This is a genomic window from Flagellimonas sp., from assembly GCF_965222555.1.
Lineage (GTDB): Bacteria > Bacteroidota > Bacteroidia > Flavobacteriales > Flavobacteriaceae > Flagellimonas.
This window is the reverse complement of record NZ_CBDCUG010000005.1, coordinates 888,008-907,856: the sequence shown is the minus strand read 5'-3', so window position 1 is coordinate 907,856 and position 19,849 is coordinate 888,008. Positions and strand designations below refer to the sequence as shown.

The following is a 19,849-nucleotide window of genomic DNA, read 5'->3' as shown; positions in this document are numbered from 1 at the left end:
CACAATGAGAAGAATTGATAAACCCGCCTCAGGAGAATACCCACAGTATTCAAGAATCTATATGGACCTTTTGGAAGATAATGGAAACATATTGGAACAGCTCTGGCTGAATTTTGTCAGAATAAAAAAGTTCATTTATGAAATTCCTGAAGAAAAACTTTACCATAGATACGACAAAGGTAAATGGACCATTAAGGAAATATTGGTCCACCTGATAGATGATGAACGCATTTTTGCGTACAGGGCATTGCGGTATGCACGAAATGACCAAACACCCCTTCATGGCTTTGACCAGGATGTTTACGCCAAGTACTCCAATGCAAATGAAAGGAGTCTGGACAGTATCTTTGAAGAATATGAAACCGTTAGAAAAGCAACCATATCCCTTTTTCAGAATCTACCAGAAGAAAGTTTTCTAAGATCAGGAGAAGGAATCGAAACAGATGGCAGCATCATCAACAAACGAACGGTAAGAGCATTGGCCTATCATATAGCTGGTCATGAACTCAGGCATTTTAATATCATTAAAGAAAGATATTTAAATCAGAAACTATCCCCCGAAGTTTCCACATTAAACAAAGTAGATTAACATTAAATTCTAGGAAAATGAGAAGGGGAATTCTAAAAGGAGTTTTACTCGTAGTGTATGTGGTATGTTGTACCAATTTCACATTATGGTCCCAGCAGGACAGTAAACCTGTCACAAAATTAAAGGCATTATACATCAATGATGCTAAATTCAAAACTACGGTAGACCGCATGTTTGAAAATGTGCATGATTTGCCGGACGGTTCTTCCAATCCTTGGGAGAACAAGAACATTAACGATCTCTATACTTTTTTAAACGAATGGTTTTATTTTTTGCCAAATACAGAAGATGGACTTGATCGGATTATTGAATTTTCATTCCTGTACTACAAAAATCCAGACGGAATGAAATTTATATTGGAGGAGCCCGGACTGAGCTGGTCTTTGGATTTTGTTGAGGAAAGAGGAAAGTATATGGATAGCCCAGCCTCAACAAAAAATATTGATGAATGGCTTACGGACACCAATCTAAAGAATGAGGAATATGTAATGCCCATTGGAGGTTTTAAATCCTTTAATGAGTTTTTTACTAGGGATTTAAAGCCTGGAGCACGTTCCATTGAAGCAATTCATGACAATTCCGTTTTGGTTTCCCCGGCAGACGGCGTAATCAATATGATAAACAATGATGTGCAATGGGAATCCGAAATTCCGACCAAAGGAGGAATGACCCTGAGTTTGAAAGAACTCCTTGAAGGGTCTTCGTTCTCTGAAAAGTTTATTGGAGGAACTGCCATGGCCGTGTTTTTGTTGCCCACCAATTATCATCATTTTCACGCACCAATTTCAGGCGTTATGGTGGAGTCCAAACAAGATGCCGGAAAGCGTTTGTTTGGCATGCCCGATATTCTTGACCTGATCAACAATGGTAATGTTGCGTACAACAAGGATTATAGCGTCTTTCAGGATTTTAGGCATGGCTATTACATTATAGACACTAAGGAATACGGACATATTGCAATGATTCCAATTGGATTACAGACCATAGGTTCTGTGATTTTTGAAGAAAAATTCAAGGATGTTCAGAAAAATGCTCCTGTAGAAGTATATAAAGGAGATAAACTGGGGCATTTTGCCTACGGAGGATCCACCGTATTATTGTTGTTCGAAAAAAACAAGCTCAGTTCCGTAAGTGTGCAGCTTGGACAAAAAATTGGGAGTTTAAAAAAATAGGAGCCAAAATGTTTTGGGTATGGAAGTACACAAATTGAATGTATCGGATTATCAAATGCTGAGGAATACAACGGATTGGCACCCTCTTTCGGATGATCAGGTTGAAGAAGCCCTTCAACGCGATTTGTTTTCTATTTGTGTTCATGCGGAAGATGGTGCCATAGGTATGGGAAGAGTTGTAGGTGATGGAGCTATTTATTTTTATGTACAAGACGTTGTTGTACATCCAAAATATAAGGGCAAGGGTATTGGAAAGCAGATTCTGGCAGGGATCGAAGAATTCTTGGATAGAACAGTAAAGGATTATGCTTTCATTGGTTTAATGGCTGCCCAGAATGTTGATGGGTTTTATCATCAATTTGGATATAAAAAACGAGCGGATGATAGCCCGGGGATGTATAAGGTCATCACCAAATAAATAAAAAGGCCAAGATTTGATTCTTGGCCTTTTTTTAAATCTTAAACTATCATTCTGAATTACCTTATGCGTTTGGAAAATAACTACATTAGAAGTGTATTTGAACGCCATGAGAGAAGAACTTCTACAAACCTTTGGAAATCTATTTGAAACACCACTAATAGACGAGATAATGCTGGCTGGAAAATTGGTCAAGCTTCCTGCAGGGGAAACCATTATGGATATTGGAAGCTATGTAAGAAGTATACCATTGCTTTTGTCCGGGGCCATAAAAGTGCTGCGGGAAGATGACGAAGGAGACGAATTGTTGCTCTACTATTTGGAACAAGGAGAAACTTGTTCGGTGACCATGGCCTGTTGTATGGGACAGACAAAAAGTGAGATTAGGGCCATTACGGAAACAGAAGTTGAATTGGTTATGGTCCCTGTTCAAAAAATGGAGGAATGGATGGCCAAATACAAAGGATGGCGAAACTATGTTTTTGAAAGTTATCACAATCGCTTGAACGAACTTTTGAATACTGTGGACAGCATCGCATTCAAAAATATGGATGAACGTTTGATAGCCTATCTTAAGAAGAAATCGGAAGTTGCCAACGATAACTGCATTCGCAACACCCATCAGGAGATTGCCTACGATCTACATACCTCTAGAGTGGTGGTGTCCAGATTATTAAAAAAACTGGAAAAGATGAAAAAATTGGAACTCCACAGAAATCACATCCAAATTCTTGATTTATAATTTTGTGTCTTTTGTTACTGTAAATCATCTCTTTGCTCCTTATTTTTACACAAACTCAAACTGAATGCTTAAACGGTACTTGCCATTTTTATCTTGGATAAGCACGTATGATCGAAAAGTTTTAATAAACGATGCAATAGCTGGTGCCACCCTTGGTGTTCTGTTGATTCCCCAAGGAATGGCTTATGCCATGATTGCTGGAATGCCACCAATTTATGGGCTGTACGCTGCACTAGTTCCACAACTCATCTACGCACTTACAGGAACATCAAGACAACTGGGTGTAGGTCCGGTTGCAATGGACTCGCTATTGGTTGCCGCTGGAATTGGGGCTTTGCAACTTTCCAACATTGAAGATTACATAGCCGCCGTACTTTTTTTAACACTGATAATTGGGAGCATACAATTATTGTTGGGCTTTTTAAGAATGGGATTTTTTGTCAATTTCCTGTCCAAACCTGTTATAAGCGGATTCACTTCTGCGGCAGCGATCCTAATAGGATTGGGCCAGTTAAAGCACATTTTGGGCATTAATTTCCCTCAGTCAAGTAAAATTCATCAACTTGTCCCGAGTATTTTTGAAAACCTGGCACAACTGAACCTGCCAACACTTACTCTTGGTGTATTGACCACCATTTTCATTCTTTTAATGAATAAAATAAGCAAAAGGATTCCAACTCCATTGTTGGTTGTGGTTTTTGGAATTTTGGCAGTTTCATTTTTTGGTTTGGAATCAATGGGAATCCATATTGTAGGAGAAGTTCCTAGCGGACTGCCCGGTTTCCAAGTTCCGAATATGGATGCAAAGGCATTTGGAGAGCTGTTGCCCATAGCCATCACAGTGGCTCTTTTTGGTTTTATGGAGTCCATCTCCATTGCAAAGACCTTGGAAGAAAAACATCCGGAATATGAATTGGATGCCAATCAGGAACTAAGAGCTTTGGGGTTATCCAATATACTGGGGTCATTTTTTCAATCTTTTCCTGTATCTGGGAGCTTTTCCAGAACAGCGATTAACGACCAAGCAGGAGCCAAAACAGGAATGGCATTGATTTTTAGCGCATTGCTCATTGCTGGCACCTTATTGTTTTTGACACCCTTGTTCCACAATTTGCCAACTGCAGTTTTAGGTGCAATAATTATGGTATCGGTTTTTGGGCTTATTGACCTTAAATATCCCATTGAACTTTTGAAACATAGAAAAGACGAATTCTTTTTGTTGCTGATAACCTTTTTAATGACCCTTTTTATTGGGTTGATAGAAGGAATTCTGTTAGGCGTTTTACTTTCCCTGCTATTACTAGTATATCGAATTTCCAATCCCCACATAGCCATATTGGGAAGAATAAAGGATACGGACTATTTTAAGAATATAGATCGCTTTGCGAATGAAGTTGAGGTTGAAGCCGATAAATTGATTATCAGGTTTGATGCACAGCTCTATTTTGGCAACAAGGATTATTTTAAAAAAGAACTGTACAAACAAGTACAAAAAAAAGGGCCTGATTTAAAATATGTTATCTTGAATGCAGAAGCCATAAATTATATAGACAGTAGCGCCGCCTTACAATTGGTAAGAATTGTTCAAGACCTCCATTCAAAAGGCATACAGTTTTTTATTACTGGTGCCATTGGCCCTGCAAGGGACATTTTTCACAGTAGTGGACTTATTGATGTCATTGGAAAAGAGAACCTTTTTGTAAAAACATTTGAAGCCGTTGATTACTGTACCAATCAAAAAGAAAGAAGTAAAATCCAGGAGAAGATATCATTGCAGTCCCAAAAGGGGCATTTGTAACTTTAGTAACCAAAAAGCAATACGATCAATCTTATCTTTGACAAAAATAAAAACATGAAAATAGAACAGATATATACCGGATGCTTGGCTCAAGGAGCATACTACATTGAAAGTGAAGGTGAAGTAGCTATTGTGGATCCTCTGCGCGAGGTGAAACCCTATATTAAAAGAGCTGAAGAAGATAACGCCCAAATAAAATATATTTTCGAGACCCATTTTCATGCCGATTTTGTAAGCGGGCATGTGACTTTGGCAAAGGAAACAGGAGCAACCATAATTTATGGGCCTAATGCCAATACAGCTTTTGATGCGACCATAGCAGAGGATGGACAGGAATTTGTTTTGGGGAAAGTGACCATAAAAGTCTTGCATACTCCTGGGCACACTATGGAAAGCACAACTTTTTTGTTAAAGGATGAAAACGGGAAAGATCATGCCATTTTTAGTGGCGATACTTTGTTTCTTGGAGACGTGGGCCGACCAGATTTGGCACAAAAAGCTGCGGATATGACCCAAGAAGAATTGGCAGGAACCCTTTATGATAGCCTTAGAAACAAAATAATGCCCTTGGCGGATGATGTTATCGTTTATCCTGCCCATGGTGCCGGATCGGCCTGCGGTAAAAACATGATGAAAGAAACCGTGGATACCTTGGGCAATCAAAAAAAGATGAATTATGCCCTTAGGGCAAACATGACCAGGGAAGAATTCATTAAGGAAGTAACCGATGGCCTTTTGCCACCACCACAGTATTTTCCTTTAAATGTAAAAATGAACAAGGAAGGGTATGAGGACATAGATACGGTTTTAAAAAGAGGAACACAATCATTGAGCGCTGAGGCCTTTGAGGCGGCGGCCAATGAAACCGGAGCTGTGGTTTTGGATGTGCGCCATCAAGACGATTTTGCCAAGGGTCATATCCCGCGATCCATTTTTATTGGATTGGGCGGAAGTTTTGCCCCTTGGGTGGGCGCATTGATCGCAGATGTGGAACAACCCATACTTTTGGTTGCCCCTGAGGGAAAAGAAGAAGAGACCATTACCCGACTTTCCAGAGTAGGTTTTGATAGGACTTTGGGCTATTTGAAAGGTGGAGTGGAAGCATGGAAAAATGCAGGGAAAGAAATTGATACTGTGGAAAGCATCAATGCAGGTGTTTTTAAACAGAGATTGGCTGAAAAAGTACCAGTGTTTGACGTTAGAAAGGAATCTGAATTTGCAGCGGAGCATGTGGAAGATGCTATGCTAACCCCACTGGATTTTCTAAATGACCATTTGGCCGAGTTTCCTGAAGAAAAAACATTCTATGTGCACTGTGCAGGAGGTTATCGTAGTATGATTGCCGCCTCAATACTAAAAAGTCGAGGTATTCACAACCTTGTTGATGTTGCCGGTGGGTTCAAAGCGATCAAGGAAGCTGGAATTCCGGTAACGGATTTTGTATGCCCTACAACCCTTAAAAAATAATATATGCGCAATGCATCTAAAGCAGTTTTATTTGGGCTTTGTTTACTATGGCAGCTATCATGTCAACCTCAGGAAGAAAGTTTTGTCAAAAAAATAGATAAAACCACCTTGCAGCAAATGGCAGTAGGCAAAGAAGTACAACTAATAGATGTAAGAACACCTGAAGAATATGAAAATGGACGCATTGATGACGCTCTTAACTTCAATGTTAATGATGATGCAAAATTTCTTGATCAGATTTCTACGCTCAACAAGGACGAACCCGTTTACATTTATTGCAAAATGGGGGGAAGAAGTAATCGCGCGGCAGAGCTAATGAAGCAGGAAGGCTTCAAGAAAATCTATGAATACTCCGGGGGTTATAACGATTGGAGCGCCACAAATTAGCGCAACAGTTTTCTAAGCTAATCAATAAAAAAGTGTAAAATGTCAATCTTAAGTTTCTTTTTCAGGAAGGACAGTGATGCTATAAAAGTGTTGGATGGGGAAACATATAAAAATGCCATTTCCAAAGGCAATGTGCAATTGGTAGATGTAAGAACCCCAAAAGAATATGCATCAGGTCATATTAATGGAGCGCTGAACATTGATTTTTTTCAGAAAGCCGAATTTGAATCAGATTTTTCAAAAATGGATAAAGAAAAACCCATATATCTGTATTGCCAATCTAGTATGAGGAGTCAGAAGGCAGCTAGGAGACTTGTAAAAATGGGATTTTCAAGCATATTTGATTTAAAAGGAGGGTATAGAAATTGGAATTGATGAGAGTAAAATCAACTCTCTCCATTAATCCTTATTCTTTCTAAAACCATAGATCAGCTGTTTCAAAAAACTTTTTGGCATGGCCTCATCACCGGGATACCCCAATGGAATGGTTCCACTATTTTCTGGGACATAATTGGTTTTAAAAATATAGTCCCACAAACTTAGGCTAATACCAAAATTCACCCCATAACTGCCCTTGGGCAACACATAGGAATGATGGTACAAATGCATCACGGGATTGTTGAAAATATATTTTAGCGGACCGTAGGTAAGTTTAATATTGGCATGGTTTAAATGCCCAATGGCTATGGCTGCAAAATGTACAATATAAGCTTGCTCTGGTTCAAATCCGCCCAATAACATAACACCAAAAGTCTTGAGCGGTTTGTAGAGGATGTTTTCCATCCAGTGGTAGCGCAAATGAGCCGCAAACCCCATTTCTTTTACGCTGTGATGCACCTGGTGGAATCGCCATAAAAAAGGAATTTTATGCAACAAAATATGGGTAATCCATTGCACAAAATCCAGAATAATGAAAAATACGAGTAGCTGGGCCCAAACTGGCCATGTGGAAAAATCAATAAGTGCAAGACTCTTGGCCGTGATTCCAAGTTCACCTAGAAAGATGGCCAAAACTTTATAAAAACCACTAATAACAATTGCAAAAACAAAGAAGTTGAAGAACATGTAAAAACCGTCCAACCAAAAATCTCTTCTAAAAATAGATTGTTGTTTTCTCCATGGGAAAAGTATTTCCAATCCCCAAACCAAAATTGAGATGACAATAAGTGCCCAAAAATAATTGGTTTGCCAGGGTACTTGAAACAACATCGATTTCCAAGTCCATTGAGTGGTCCCCAAAAATGCATTGGTGAATGCTTCAATATATTCTTGCATACAATTTATTTGAGTTCATACCAGTCTATATTTTCCAAATTTTGACGCCTCCCTTTGGCAACAGGAGCGTAGTTTTTTGCCAAATATGTCACTATGGTCTCTTCATTTGACCCCAAATCCCATAAGTTTTGGGTTTCCTGCATCCACTTTATGGTAGCTTTCCAACCTTCTTTGCTCATTCGGTTTTGGGTGACCAGTTTTGCGGAATGGCAATTGGTGCAATTTTGTATGGTCGCCTGCATTCCATCATCAACAATAAAACCAGTTGCTACATGAATACCATTTTCAATTTCATTATCAACCTCAGCAAGGACCTCTTGGTATTCTTCCTTTGGATGTAGTTCTTCAGGATATTTTATATAATAAAATAACCCTCCAATAAGCACCACCAGTAAAATCAGAAACAATAAAAGTGTCCTGGAAAGTGCCTTTACTTGGTCTTCAAAATTATTTTTCATTGTTAGACCACTTTAACCGCTATTCTGTGACTGGCATTGTTTAAATAACCTTTTGGGTTCCAACCGGGAAGTACCATAGGCTGTTTTTTTCCAGTTTGATCTGTTGCCCTGGCCCAAACTTCGTAATACCCTTTTTGGGGAAAGGATATAGAAGTCTTAAAATGTTGCCATGCCAAACGGTTAACTGGACTTTCAAGGCTGCAACTGTGCCAGGTGCTCCCAAAATCTATGGAATATTCCATTTTTGAAACTTCCAATTCCCCTGCCCAGGCATGACCTTGAATGGTCAATATATTTCCCATTTTGATCAGTGCTCCACTTTTAGGAGAGGTAATCAATGATTTTACGGGCATTGATTCAATAATGCACATGTTGGAATCTTCTACCTTGGTTCCTGGAGCAACAGTTTCGCAAGGCACCCTATACGAGCTACCCCCCATTTTAGAACCGTCATGCACTTTGTTTCTTACGCTTAATCGGTTGATCCATTTGCCGGAAGCAGAGGCGGGCCAACCCCCACACACCAAGCGTAATGGATGGCCATGCGCAATGGGAATGTCTTTTCCGTTCATCTGGAAGGCCAACAAAGTTTCCTCCTGCATGGCTTTTGAAATTGGGACCCCCCTGGAAATGGGTTCCTTGGTAGGATCACCACTTAAATGGGTGTCAGCGGCATGATAACCTATGTAAACCGCATCTGATTTAATACCACTATCTTCCAGTACATCACGGAGGCGGACACCTGTCCAATTTGCGCATGAAACCGCTCCAACCGTCCATTGATTGCCCTTTGCAGGAGGGTTGAATTCACTTCGTCCATTACCTCCACACTCAAGGGTCAATTGGTAAGTGTATTGCCGAAACTTGGTTTTAAGGTCGCTTAGCGTATAGGTTTTTTTATTCTGGACAGATTCACCATCTATGGTCAATGTCCAATTGGCTGTGTCAACATTTTCAGGGATTTTCCCATTATTACGAATGAACATAAATTCATTTGGAGTGACCTTGTCATTCAATAAATGTGCTTTTGCCTCAATGTTCCAGGGTTTGTCGTTTAGGATTACCATTTCCTCGTCCAACCCAAACAGTTTAAAAGGATCTTTTTCTTGCAAACCCAATGGTAAATAACCCTCTGGCATCGACTTTCCAAAAACAATATCAGTTCCAAGTACACTAGCCATAACGGCCAAGGATATTTTTCCCGTAAAATTTCTTCTATCCATCAAAGTAATTTGCCAAACTTAAAAATAGTATAAAAAAGAACATGGCTATGTAACACAGGTTACCAAAAACATTAGGGGGATGCTATAATTTTGACGGAGCAATATAGAAGTTATGAAAAAGAATATGGGTAATCTGGATAGGACTATACGTATAGTTGTAGCATTGATTGTTTCTGCACTGTATTATTTTAATATTGTTGAGGGAACTTTGGCATACATCTTATTGGCTTTGGCAGGAATTTTTGTGCTAACCAGTTTTATTAGCTTTTGTCCGTTATACACCATTTTTGGGGTGAGCACATGCAAAGTGAAAAAATAAGTTTCTAATTGGTTGTTTTTTTGAATGCATCTCAGTTGTACAGGCTGGGATGCATTTTTGAATAGTAATTAACTGAGAATTATCATATGTTCTAAAAGGTGGGCCAATTACATTTGGTTCTTATAAAATTCAGAGAATGAAAGCACTTCATATAATTCCTTTGGTTTCGTGGGAAAATGGCATCTGGATGATAGGTGTGTTCGCTTTGGTGGTCATTGTACTTGTTGGTGCAGTATTGGCCTTGATGAATAGCGGAAAGAAATAATCATCTTTGATGGCAATTCCAATAATCCTTTACGCGGTGTGCGTTTTTATGGCTCTTTAACAGTGATGTTGAGACCAATTAGCGTTAACTGGATCATATTTTCTGGAGGATATTAGAAAAAGTTGGAAATTGTGATATAATTAAGCTGGAAAGCTGATTTTCTTTTAGAACTTTTTTAAATGTATTAATATGATCTATGATCCTTGGCCGTGGTATGTATCCGGCCCATTGATTGCTTTTGTAATGATTGTTCTTATTCTGATGGGCAAACGGTTTGGGATGTCCTCAAATTTAAGAACGCTTTGTACCCTGTGTGGTGCTGGAAAACGAACTGATTTCTTTCGGTTTGATTGGAAATCACAAAGATGGAACCTAGTGGTAGTTCTAGGGGTGGTAATTGGAGGTTTTGTTGGAGCCAATTTTTTGTCTTCAGATATGTCTGTTGCGATTGACTCAAATTCAATAACCGAGCTGCAAGCCTTGGGTTTTGAAAGTGCTGGCAAAGACTATCTACCATCTGAACTTTTTGGGCCAAGTGTTTTTTCAGACCTAAAAAGCTTGGCCTTACTCGTCATAGGAGGGTTTTTGGTAGGATTTGGAGCTAGATATGCTGGAGGTTGTACATCTGGCCATGCCATATCTGGATTGAGTAATTTACAGCTACCATCTTTGATTGCCGTAATCGGATTTTTTATTGGTGGACTGTTTATGGTCCACATTTTATTCCCATTTATTTTTTAGGTATGAGAACGTTTTTTTATCTAGTTATAGGCGTATTTTTTGGAATTTTGTTGTTTAAATCCGAAGCCGCTTCCTGGTTCCGTATTTATGAAATGTTCCAATTTGATGCTTTTCACATGTACGGAATTATTGGTTCTGCACTTGGGATTGGTATAGTGGCCATTCAAGTTATAAAACGATTTAAGGTCAAATCATTTTTTGGAGACCCCATTATTATTGCCCCTAAGGAAAAAGGAATGGCAAGGTATTTGATCGGGGGGATTCTTTTTGGATTAGGATGGGCTTTGGCAGGGGCATGCCCCGGACCTATATTTACATTATTGGGCGCAGGATTCCTTCCAATTGCCGTAGTGCTGGCATCTGCAATTTTAGGGACATATTTTTATGGATTATTAAAAGATAAATTGCCCCATTAAAAAATTCTTTTTCCCAAAAATACATATTTTTGCAGTCCATTTATAGGAATGGCCCCGTAGTTCAATGGATAGAATAGAAGTTTCCTAAACTTTAGATGCAAGTTCGATTCTTGCCGGGGCTACTTTACTTCGTTAAAACAGTCAATCAAAACTTAAGTGAACAAAATTAGTATTAAGTAATGCTATCAAAGAAGATTTATTAGATTTGCACATGTTTTCGTGTGCGCACACGAAAACATGGGTCATTGATTAAAAAAGACATTTTATTAGAAATATTGATATGAGCTCGGCCATCAAATTATTGCTTCCTGGACTACTATTGCTAAATATGTCTGTTTTAGCACAGACCAAAAAGATATACCATAAAGGGTGGATTGACTTCAATAAAAATGCAGTAAAGGACGTCTACGAGGATCAAGGGGAAACCATTGAAAGGAGATTGGATAATCTCATATCCCTGATGACCATGGAAGAGAAAACCATGCAATTGGTCACGCTTTACGGTTATGGTAGGGTAGCTACCGATGAATTACCAACCGAAGGTTGGAAACAGGAACTTTGGAAAGATGGTCTGGCGAATATCGATGAGGCCTCCAATGGTGTTTCTGACAAAGCCCAGTATACATTTCCATATAGTAAGCATGTGTGGGCATTGAATACGATTCAAGAATTTTTCATAGAAGAAACAAGATTGGGGATTCCGGTCGAGTTTACAAACGAAGGTATACGGGGATTGAACCATGTGAAATCTACCTCCTTTCCCGCACAAATAGGAATGGGCTCAACCTGGAACCCCGAGCTTCTATACAAAGTCGGGCAAGTAATTGGGAAGGAAGCCTACGCGCTTGGGTACAATAATATTTATTCCCCGGTTTTAGATGTTGCCCGTGACCAGCGTTGGGGACGGATAGTGGAAAGCTTTGGGGAAGATCCTTTTTTGGTTTCTGAATATGGCGTTCAGATAAGTAAAGGAATTCAAGAACAGGGAGTTGTGAATACACTAAAACATTTTGCCGTGTATTCCGCACCAAAAGGCGGGCGTGATGGTTATGTGCGTGTGGATCCACATATTACATGGCGCGATATGCACCAGATGTATTTGTATCCATTTAAACGTGCCATCCAAGAGACCGATATCATGGGAGTGATGAGTTCTTACAACGATTATGATGGGGAACCAATAACAGGAAGCCACTATTTCCTAACAGAATTACTTCGGGAAGATTACGGTTTTAAAGGTTACGTGGTTTCGGATAGTGAGGCGCTTGCCTACCTGCACTATCAACATCATGTTGTTGATTCATATAAAGAAGCCGTGAAGTTGGCAATAACGGCTGGATTGAATGTGCGAACCACCTTTAACCCTCCGGACAAATTCATTAACCCACTGAGAGAACTTGTTAGGGAAGGGGCTATTTCCCAAGAGTTATTGAATAAAAGAGTTAGGGAAGTACTTCATGTGAAGTTTAAAGAAGGATTGTTTGATCAACCTTATAAAGAGGAAAAGTTGGCGGACAAAGTGGTGAAGAACGATGCGCATAAGGCCTTGTCACTGCAAGCCTCAAGAGAGTCAATGGTCCTATTGAAAAATAAGGACAATACTTTGCCTCTGGATGAGAATGCACTAAAATCAGTGTTGGTGTGTGGCCCTACCGCCAAGGCCACTGCAAGTTCCATAAGTAGATATGGAGCATTGAAAACCAATGTTATTTCTGGATATGAAGGTATTGTTGACCGACTAAAAGGAAAGGTCGATGTGGTTTTTTCTGAGGGAATTGATATAAAGGATGAAAACTGGCCCGATTCAGAAATTTTTGAAGTGCCGCTGAATCAAAAGGAATCGGAGATGATAGCCGATGCCGTGGCCAAAGCGGAAAAAACCGATGCTATTATTTTATTTGTTGGGGAGGAAAAAGAAATGGTGGGTGAAAATTTAAGCCGAACCGATTTAAACCTTCCAGGACATCAACGAAAGTTATTGACGGCACTTTCCAAGACAGGCAAACCTTTGATAGTTGTACTTATAAATGGCCATCCTTTAACGGTCAATTATGCCGATAGGCAAGCAGATGCTGTTTTAGAGGCTTGGTTTCCTGGGGAGTATGGTGGACAAGCTATAGCGGAAATTATCTTTGGGGATTATAATCCTGGGGGCCACCTTCCTGTCACGTTTATAAAAAGTGTAGGTCAGATTCCACATAACTTTCCATATAAACCTAATTCGCAGGCCGGACAGGCCAAAGATGGTCCCAATGGAACAGGAAAAAGTAGAATTGTAACCGAATTATACCCATTTGGGCACGGGTTAAGTTATACCACCTTCAAATACAGTAATCTTAGTATTGAAAACAATCTGTCCACAGATTCAGGAGTGCTTACAGTAAGTTTTGAGGTTGAAAACACAGGAGATACTGCTGGGGATGTGGTTCCCCAACTTTATATAAATGATGAGGTAAGCTCCATTACCGTCTATAAGTGGCAGTTAAGAGGATTCAAAAGAATTCACCTAAAGCCCAATGAAAAAGCTTCGGTCTCCTTTACCTTAAAACCGGAGGCGTTGGAACTCATGGATATCAATCGCGAATTTGTGGTGGAAATGGGTGTTTTCCATATGGCCATTGGTGATTCCTCAACAGATTTTCAACTTAAGGGGACATTTGAAATCACCGATTGATTAAATATCAATAAATATTCTTTGTTCCGGTAAAGTTCTCCCTGAATTCCTTTGGGGTACAACCTTGTTTCTTTTTAAAGACCCTATTGAAATTGGAAATATTATTAAAACCACATTGAAAACATATCTCAGAAATGCTATCATTGGTTTCTATAAGTTTACGAATGGCATAGCCCAATCTTAAATCATTTACAAATTCCGTAAAGGTTTTTCCGGTTCGCTGTTTTATTAGTCTACTAAAAGAAATAACCGTCATATTTACCACGGAGGCAGCTTCTTCAATCTTAATTTTTTGGGCGTAATTCTCCTTGATAAAATTATAGACCTTTTCAATTCTCTTACTATTATGGAATTCGGTTTGGTTCTCATAAGAGATTGTGGTCAAAAGCTTTTTGTTCCTGGATATGGCAAGGTCATAAAGCAGTGACTGGAAATCCAAGAAGTTATCAAAGCCACTTTTCTTGCTAATAAGGGCAAGTTTTTCTTCAACATTTTTGGCAGTTTCATATGAAAAAAGAATGCCGTGGTTGGCTTGCCTGAATAAATCTTTGATCGGTTTGAAAATATTCTTGTTCAGCATTTGCTCATCAAACAAATATCTAGGAAACTGAATGGTTATTTCGTGCAAAGTCTCTGATTGGTCATTTTTATAATCTTCCCAGGCATGATGAACATTAGGACCTACCATAACAAGTTCAAATTCCTCTATTTCCCCAATATGATCTCCAACAACTCTACGAGCGCCTTTGGCATTTCTTATAAAATTGATTTCATATTCTGGATGAAAATGTATTGGGAAATCAAAATTATTTCGCTTCCGATCAAACACTAAAAAACAATCATTCTCTTTTAAAGGGGTTATTTCTCGATGTGTTTTCATTAATATAATGTATTAGAAATGATAGAAAAGTATATTTAATAGTATGCTCAAATATTGAAAAGGTTATGCAATTGTAAATATATGGATATTGATAAATATACTAAAAAACAAGTAGTTATGATTCATGAGTTAATAATAAAATTCCTGTTAAACGTAATAACTACATTTAATTTGATGTAATAGTATCATTATATGATGTAAAAATATTTATTGGCTATATGGTATTGACCATAGATTTGGAGATGTGATTTTTTTGTTAACAAATAGTAAAATCAATTGAGGTTGATTTTGATGGATTTGTTTCAAATAGCTTAATCAAATAAACTGGAATTCAAATCAAACACGAATTATGAAAAAAAATCTTAAATCTGTTTTAACAACAATGCTTCTTGCCTTTTGCTGCTTGGCTTTTGGGCAAGAAATTACTGTTACTGGTACAGTAACGGACGATTTAAATGGTCCATTACCTGGGGCCAATGTTGTTGTAAAGGGAACAACAAATGGTGTGCAGACCGATTTTGATGGGAACTTCACCATCACTGCCGATTCCAATGCAACTTTGGTGATTTCTTATTTAGGTTACACTACTAAAGAAGTCCCGGTTAATGGGCAAACACAGTTGACCATAAGTTTGGCTGAAAACACCTCTAATTTGGACGAGGTGGTATTGGTGGGATATGGTTCTGTAAAAAAGAGCGATTTAACGGGCTCCGTGGCATCGGTAGATGCTGATGATTTAAACGCCATACCGGTAAGTTCCATTGACCAAGCTTTGCAGGGACGGGCCAGTGGTGTAAGTGTAATCCAAAACAGTGGTATCCCGGGAGCGCCAACCACAATTAGAATCAGGGGTACAAATTCCATTCAGGGAGGGAATAAGCCTTTGGTCATTGTTGATGGCTTTCCCGTTGTTGGTGGATTGGATGGGATAAACCCTGCTGATATTGAAAGCATTGAAATTTTAAAAGATGCTTCATCTACTGCCATTTATGGTGCAAGAGGTACCAATGGTGTTATCCTTGTGTCAACAAAGACGGGTAAAGAAGGTAGATTTTCGATAGACTTGGATAGTTACTATGGTATTCAGGAGCAAGCTAAAAAGCTAGATTTGTTAAATGCGCAACAGTTTGTGGAAATTGCCAATGAAAGAGCGGTCAACGATGGAGAAGCTGGTCCATATTTTCCAAACGCCTCTGCGGTTTCAAATACCGATTGGATAGACGAACTTTTTGATGCCTCACCTGTACAGAGCCACACTATAACATTAACAGCTGGTAACGAACGCATAAAAACCTCTCAATCCTTCAACTATTTCAACCAAGACGGGATTCTTAAGAACAGTGGTTTTGAAAGAGCGACCTTTCGTAACAATACGGAAGCTAAAATGAGCGACTGGTTGACTATCGCCAATAGCTTGATTTTGTCTAGGTCGGACAGGCAGTATAGTGGAGATGGTGGTAATAGGGCGGTTAGTGAGGCGCATATTGCATCTCCAACAGAACCTGTTTACAATGCAGATGGCACCTATAATAATATCACCGAGAATGACTACTCCGATCTTGATTATGCTCCTGGTGCATTGGATAATCCAATGAAGTGGATCAATGAATATGATGATGAGATACTGAGCACCAGAATTTTTGACAATTTCTATGGGTTGTTCACCTTGGCTCCTGGCCTAACCTTTAAATCTTCTATTGGGGTTGATTATACTACAACACAAACCAAAAGATACATAGGTAGGGAACTTTTGGATGGTGCTCCAGCAGGAAAAGCGTTTAGAGGCTCAACCGAAAGTTATTCATTGTTGAATGAAAACATACTTAACTACAACAAAGAATTTGGAGCCCACAGGATAGATGCCATATTGGGTTACAACTGGCAGAAATTTAGAAGCACCTTTATCTCTGCTTCATCTTTCGATTTTGTTACAGATTTGCTTGGCGCGGAAGTGCTACAAGATGGTGCTTCTCCACAAGTGCCAAGATCAGGGAATACAGAATGGGGGCTTGCATCACTATTGGGCAGGGTCAATTATTCTTATATGGATAAATATTTGTTTACCGTAACCGCTCGTTCAGATTGGTCGTCCCGTTTTGCCGAAGGAAAGCAAAGGGCAACCTTCCCATCAGCGGCATTTGCATGGAAAGTGTCCAACGAAGATTTCATGGAAAATGTTGATTGGATTTCAAACCTTAAAGCAAGGCTTAGCTGGGGTGTTACCGGTAATCAAGCGGTAAGTCCGTTCCAGACATGGTCCAGTGTTGAATCCGCTCCTGTAGTTTTGGGGGGCGCATTGGGCGTTGGTTTTATACCGGGCTCACCTGCCAACCCAGATTTAAAATGGGAGACCACCGAGCAATATGACTTTGGATTGGATTTTGGACTTGCGAACAATAGGTTGCGTTTTACTTTTGACTACTATTACAAAAAGACCACGGATTTGTTGGCGCAGGTAAACCTCCCATCTTCGGTTGGGTTTATATCAATTACCCAAAACATTGGGGAAATGGAGAACAAAGGTTTGGAGCTTAGTATTGATGCCAACGTGGTGGACAATGAAGACTTTAGCTGGGATTCTTCCTTTCAACTATCAAGAAACCGAAACAAGGTTTTAAAGCTTAGCAGAGGAGCGGACATTTTTCCGGGTAGGGTTACCAATTTGATTTCTGATTTCCACATCATAAGGGAAGGACTTCCGATATCTACTTTCTACGGTTATGTAAATGATGGATATACTGATGAAGGACAAAATCAATTCTTGGATATCGGTGGTTCAGATAGTGAAGGCAATTTTGTGCCAGGTCCTGATGGAGAAATCAATGAGAATGACAGAAGGGTCATTGGCTCTCCACATCCAGATTTTACCTTTGGTCTTGGCAATACTTTTACTTATAAGAACTTTTCATTGAATGTGTTTTTGGAAGGAGCACAAGGCTTTGATATTGTTTGGGGAAGGAAATTTATATTGAGAAACTCCTTTCAAAGAGGTGCCAATCAGTTAACAGAAGTGTTGAATCGTTGGACACCTACAAATACGACTAATGCCTCAAGCCCTATAATTTCACAAACCAATGATTTCAGAGGTTCCTCTGAATTTGTAGAGGACGGTTCTTACATTAAGATTAGAACCATTAACCTAGCGTATAACATCCCAACAGATAAGTTTTCATGGTTGAACAATGCACAAGTATATATTAATGCACAGAACCTCTTCACATTCACTAATTATTCAGGGTATGATCCAGAGGTTAGTGCGTTTGGAGATGGTGACTTGCGTTTAGGAGTGGATAATAACGTTTACCCTAGCACTAAGGTCATCTCAATGGGATTAAGAGTAGGTATTTAATTAAAAAAAATCAGAAAAATGAAAACAAAATTTATTTTAATCTTTCTTGGGTTAGCCTTGGTGTTCGCATCTTGTGAAGATGTGTATACGGAAGAACCAAGTGCTTTTTTAGCACCTGAAGATTTAAACTCCGAAGGTGGGGCATTGGCCTTATTAAAAGGTGCATATGCAGGATTGCAGTTACGTAGCTATTATCAGCAGGATTTTTTAATGCAGGCTGAAGTGCGAAGTGAATATATGATGGCCAGAGGTAGTTGGGCAGATGTTGGACGATATGATTTGGTCGCAAGAAGTAGAAGTAGGATCAATGATGCATGGGATGACATGTACAATGCTGTCAATAGAGCCAATACCGTGATTGCCACAGTGCCCGATTTGGATATTGATGAGGCGCTTAAAACGCAGTTTGTAGCCGAAGCCAAGGCATTGAGAGGCTTGCACTACTTTAACATTGTGCGTTCATGGGGAGCTGTGCCTTTACGTCTAGAACCATTGGAGAGCTTGGACAATATTTCATTGGGCAAATCCAGTGAGAGTGCTATTTATGATCAAGTCATCACGGATCTTACGGATGCAATCAACTCTAATGCATTGCCTGCAACCTTCACTGGTGGTGACCAAGGTAGATTGGGTCTGCATGCAGCTAAGGCAATTTTGGCCCATGTACATTTAACAGTGGGCAACTATGCGGAGAGTGCAGCTGTTTCAAAAGAAGTTATCGACTCTGGCGAGTTTCAATTGGAGCCTGATTTGGCCACTGTATTTTCTCCAGAAGACGGAGCTACACATTCTGGCGAACTGCTTTCTGTTATTTGGGTAAGAGAAGGTAGTAGTGGAATGAGGCTGCTTAGCTTTATGCACAACTCAAGCTTGGGTTATTCATCTGCAGGTTGGAGAGTGTTATTAGGCAATTTGGATGCTCCGATCATTACTTCACAATGGGATGATACAGATTTGAGAAAGAACTTCAGTCTATACAATACCCCGGAAGAAGTAGCAGTGCTGTCCTCAAGTATTCCAATGTTGTTCAAAAAATATATCGATAGCAATGGCGCTGGACAAAATGCACACGGGAACAACCAATCCATATATCGATATGCGGATGTGTTGACCATGTATGCCTGGGCAGATGCCATGGCCAATGGAACCCCTTCAGCTGATGCCTATGAAGCGTTGAATCAAGTTCGTCGCAGAGGATATGGGGTGGATATTACAACTCCAGATGCCGGTATAGACTATGCGGGTCTAAGCCAAGACGAATTTATGGATGCTGTGTGGAACGAAAGAGCATGGGAATTTATCTTGGAAGGTAAGCGTTGGTATGATATGAAATTGATGCCGAAAGCCAAGGCTGTTGGATTGATCAATGGTGCCAATCTTGGCGAATTCTTTGAAGATGATAAAGATTGGTTGTATCCAATTCCCCAGCAAGAGATTGACAATAATGATGAGTTGACCAATGCAGATCAGAATCCTGGTTACTAAAATATAGTTTGAGTTAGTTTAGTTTAATTCATGTGAAAACGACCCGGCATAAAAACTGGGTTGTTTTTTCTGTTTTCTTATGAAATAAGGCAATTCAGTACATCAACTGTCTGTATAACCCAAAGTTCTCATATATTGAATAAGTATTTAAAAACACTTTTCACCAAAAACGAAACATAATATGGAAGAAA

The 19,849-nt window shown here is 39.4% G+C and carries 19 protein-coding genes and 1 tRNA gene; 16 read left to right on the top strand and 4 right to left on the bottom strand.

Annotated elements, in window-relative coordinates; translation table 11 throughout:
- The first annotated feature begins 4 nt into the window (after positions 1-4).
- From ACOQO1_RS12460 to ACOQO1_RS12425, 8 genes are all read left to right on the top strand, one after another.
- Positions 5-589 carry a DinB family protein gene (locus tag ACOQO1_RS12460; RefSeq protein ID WP_420603208.1) on the top strand — a complete coding sequence of 195 codons (585 nt, stop codon included), beginning with the start codon at positions 5-7 and terminating at the stop codon, positions 587-589.
- 17 nt (positions 590-606) lie between these two features.
- Positions 607-1,761: a phosphatidylserine decarboxylase gene (locus ACOQO1_RS12455; RefSeq protein WP_420603207.1), complete on the top strand. Its 1,155-nt coding sequence runs from the start codon at positions 607-609 to the stop codon at positions 1,759-1,761.
- A 19-nt stretch (positions 1,762-1,780) separates the two neighbouring features.
- Positions 1,781-2,179, top strand: a complete 399-nt coding sequence (locus tag ACOQO1_RS12450) for a GNAT family N-acetyltransferase (protein ID WP_420603206.1) — start codon at positions 1,781-1,783, stop codon at positions 2,177-2,179.
- 109 nt (positions 2,180-2,288) lie between these two features.
- Positions 2,289-2,921, top strand: coding sequence for a Crp/Fnr family transcriptional regulator (locus ACOQO1_RS12445; protein ID WP_420603205.1), 633 nt, complete (start codon positions 2,289-2,291; stop codon positions 2,919-2,921).
- 64 nt (positions 2,922-2,985) lie between these two features.
- On the top strand, positions 2,986-4,719 hold the full coding sequence (locus ACOQO1_RS12440) for a SulP family inorganic anion transporter (RefSeq protein ID WP_420603204.1): 1,734 nt from the start codon (positions 2,986-2,988) through the stop codon (positions 4,717-4,719).
- A 54-nt stretch (positions 4,720-4,773) separates the two neighbouring features.
- A complete protein-coding gene (locus ACOQO1_RS12435) occupies positions 4,774-6,186 on the top strand; it encodes an MBL fold metallo-hydrolase (protein WP_420603203.1) in 1,413 nt (470 codons plus the stop codon).
- Between the two features lie 3 nt (positions 6,187-6,189).
- Positions 6,190-6,573, top strand: a complete 384-nt coding sequence (locus tag ACOQO1_RS12430) for a rhodanese-like domain-containing protein (RefSeq protein WP_420603202.1) — start codon at positions 6,190-6,192, stop codon at positions 6,571-6,573.
- 39 nt (positions 6,574-6,612) lie between these two features.
- On the top strand, positions 6,613-6,948 hold the full coding sequence (locus ACOQO1_RS12425) for a rhodanese-like domain-containing protein (protein WP_420603201.1): 336 nt from the start codon (positions 6,613-6,615) through the stop codon (positions 6,946-6,948).
- 24 nt (positions 6,949-6,972) lie between these two features.
- Here the strand turns inward: ACOQO1_RS12425 and ACOQO1_RS12420 are convergent, their stop codons facing one another.
- The 3 genes from ACOQO1_RS12420 to ACOQO1_RS12410 are packed head-to-tail and all read right to left on the bottom strand — an operon-like array spanning position 6,973 to position 9,529.
- Positions 6,973-7,848, bottom strand: coding sequence for a sterol desaturase family protein (locus tag ACOQO1_RS12420; RefSeq protein ID WP_420603200.1), 876 nt, complete (start codon positions 7,846-7,848; stop codon positions 6,973-6,975).
- 5 nt (positions 7,849-7,853) lie between these two features.
- Complete coding sequence (locus ACOQO1_RS12415) at positions 7,854-8,306, bottom strand: monoheme cytochrome C (protein WP_420603199.1); 453 nt, start codon at positions 8,304-8,306, stop codon at positions 7,854-7,856.
- Between the two features lie 2 nt (positions 8,307-8,308).
- Complete coding sequence (locus ACOQO1_RS12410; RefSeq protein ID WP_420603198.1) at positions 8,309-9,529, bottom strand: sulfite oxidase; 1,221 nt, start codon at positions 9,527-9,529, stop codon at positions 8,309-8,311.
- A 112-nt stretch (positions 9,530-9,641) separates the two neighbouring features.
- On the opposite strand from ACOQO1_RS12410, the gene ACOQO1_RS12405 reads away from it, so the two are divergent.
- The 6 genes from ACOQO1_RS12405 (at position 9,642) to ACOQO1_RS12380 (ending at position 13,944) form a co-directional block, all read left to right on the top strand.
- Complete coding sequence (locus ACOQO1_RS12405; RefSeq protein WP_420603197.1) at positions 9,642-9,848, top strand: YgaP family membrane protein; 207 nt, start codon at positions 9,642-9,644, stop codon at positions 9,846-9,848.
- A 136-nt stretch (positions 9,849-9,984) separates the two neighbouring features.
- Complete coding sequence (locus ACOQO1_RS12400; protein ID WP_420603196.1) at positions 9,985-10,113, top strand: hypothetical protein; 129 nt, start codon at positions 9,985-9,987, stop codon at positions 10,111-10,113.
- Between the two features lie 183 nt (positions 10,114-10,296).
- Positions 10,297-10,854, top strand: a complete 558-nt coding sequence (locus ACOQO1_RS12395) for a YeeE/YedE family protein (protein ID WP_420604331.1) — start codon at positions 10,297-10,299, stop codon at positions 10,852-10,854.
- 2 nt (positions 10,855-10,856) lie between these two features.
- Entirely contained in the window at positions 10,857-11,270 is a 414-nt protein-coding gene (locus ACOQO1_RS12390) for a DUF6691 family protein (RefSeq protein ID WP_420603195.1), read from the top strand.
- A gap of 50 nt (positions 11,271-11,320) precedes the next feature.
- A tRNA-Arg gene (locus ACOQO1_RS12385) sits at positions 11,321-11,392 on the top strand.
- 158 nt (positions 11,393-11,550) lie between these two features.
- The gene (locus tag ACOQO1_RS12380) at positions 11,551-13,944 is read left to right on the top strand and encodes a glycoside hydrolase family 3 N-terminal domain-containing protein (RefSeq protein ID WP_420603194.1); all 2,394 of its coding nucleotides are present in this window, start codon (positions 11,551-11,553) and stop codon (positions 13,942-13,944) included.
- A 7-nt stretch (positions 13,945-13,951) separates the two neighbouring features.
- Here ACOQO1_RS12380 and ACOQO1_RS12375 read toward each other — a convergent pair whose 3' ends face one another.
- The gene (locus ACOQO1_RS12375) at positions 13,952-14,824 is read right to left on the bottom strand and encodes an AraC family transcriptional regulator (protein ID WP_420603193.1); all 873 of its coding nucleotides are present in this window, start codon (positions 14,822-14,824) and stop codon (positions 13,952-13,954) included.
- A 349-nt stretch (positions 14,825-15,173) separates the two neighbouring features.
- On the opposite strand from ACOQO1_RS12375, the gene ACOQO1_RS12370 reads away from it, so the two are divergent.
- Together ACOQO1_RS12370 and ACOQO1_RS12365 are read left to right on the top strand one after the other, a co-directional pair.
- Entirely contained in the window at positions 15,174-18,173 is a 3,000-nt protein-coding gene (locus ACOQO1_RS12370) for a SusC/RagA family TonB-linked outer membrane protein (RefSeq protein WP_420603192.1), read from the top strand.
- 18 nt (positions 18,174-18,191) lie between these two features.
- On the top strand, positions 18,192-19,658 hold the full coding sequence (locus tag ACOQO1_RS12365) for a RagB/SusD family nutrient uptake outer membrane protein (RefSeq protein WP_420603191.1): 1,467 nt from the start codon (positions 18,192-18,194) through the stop codon (positions 19,656-19,658).
- The last annotated feature ends 191 nt before the right edge of the window (positions 19,659-19,849 follow it).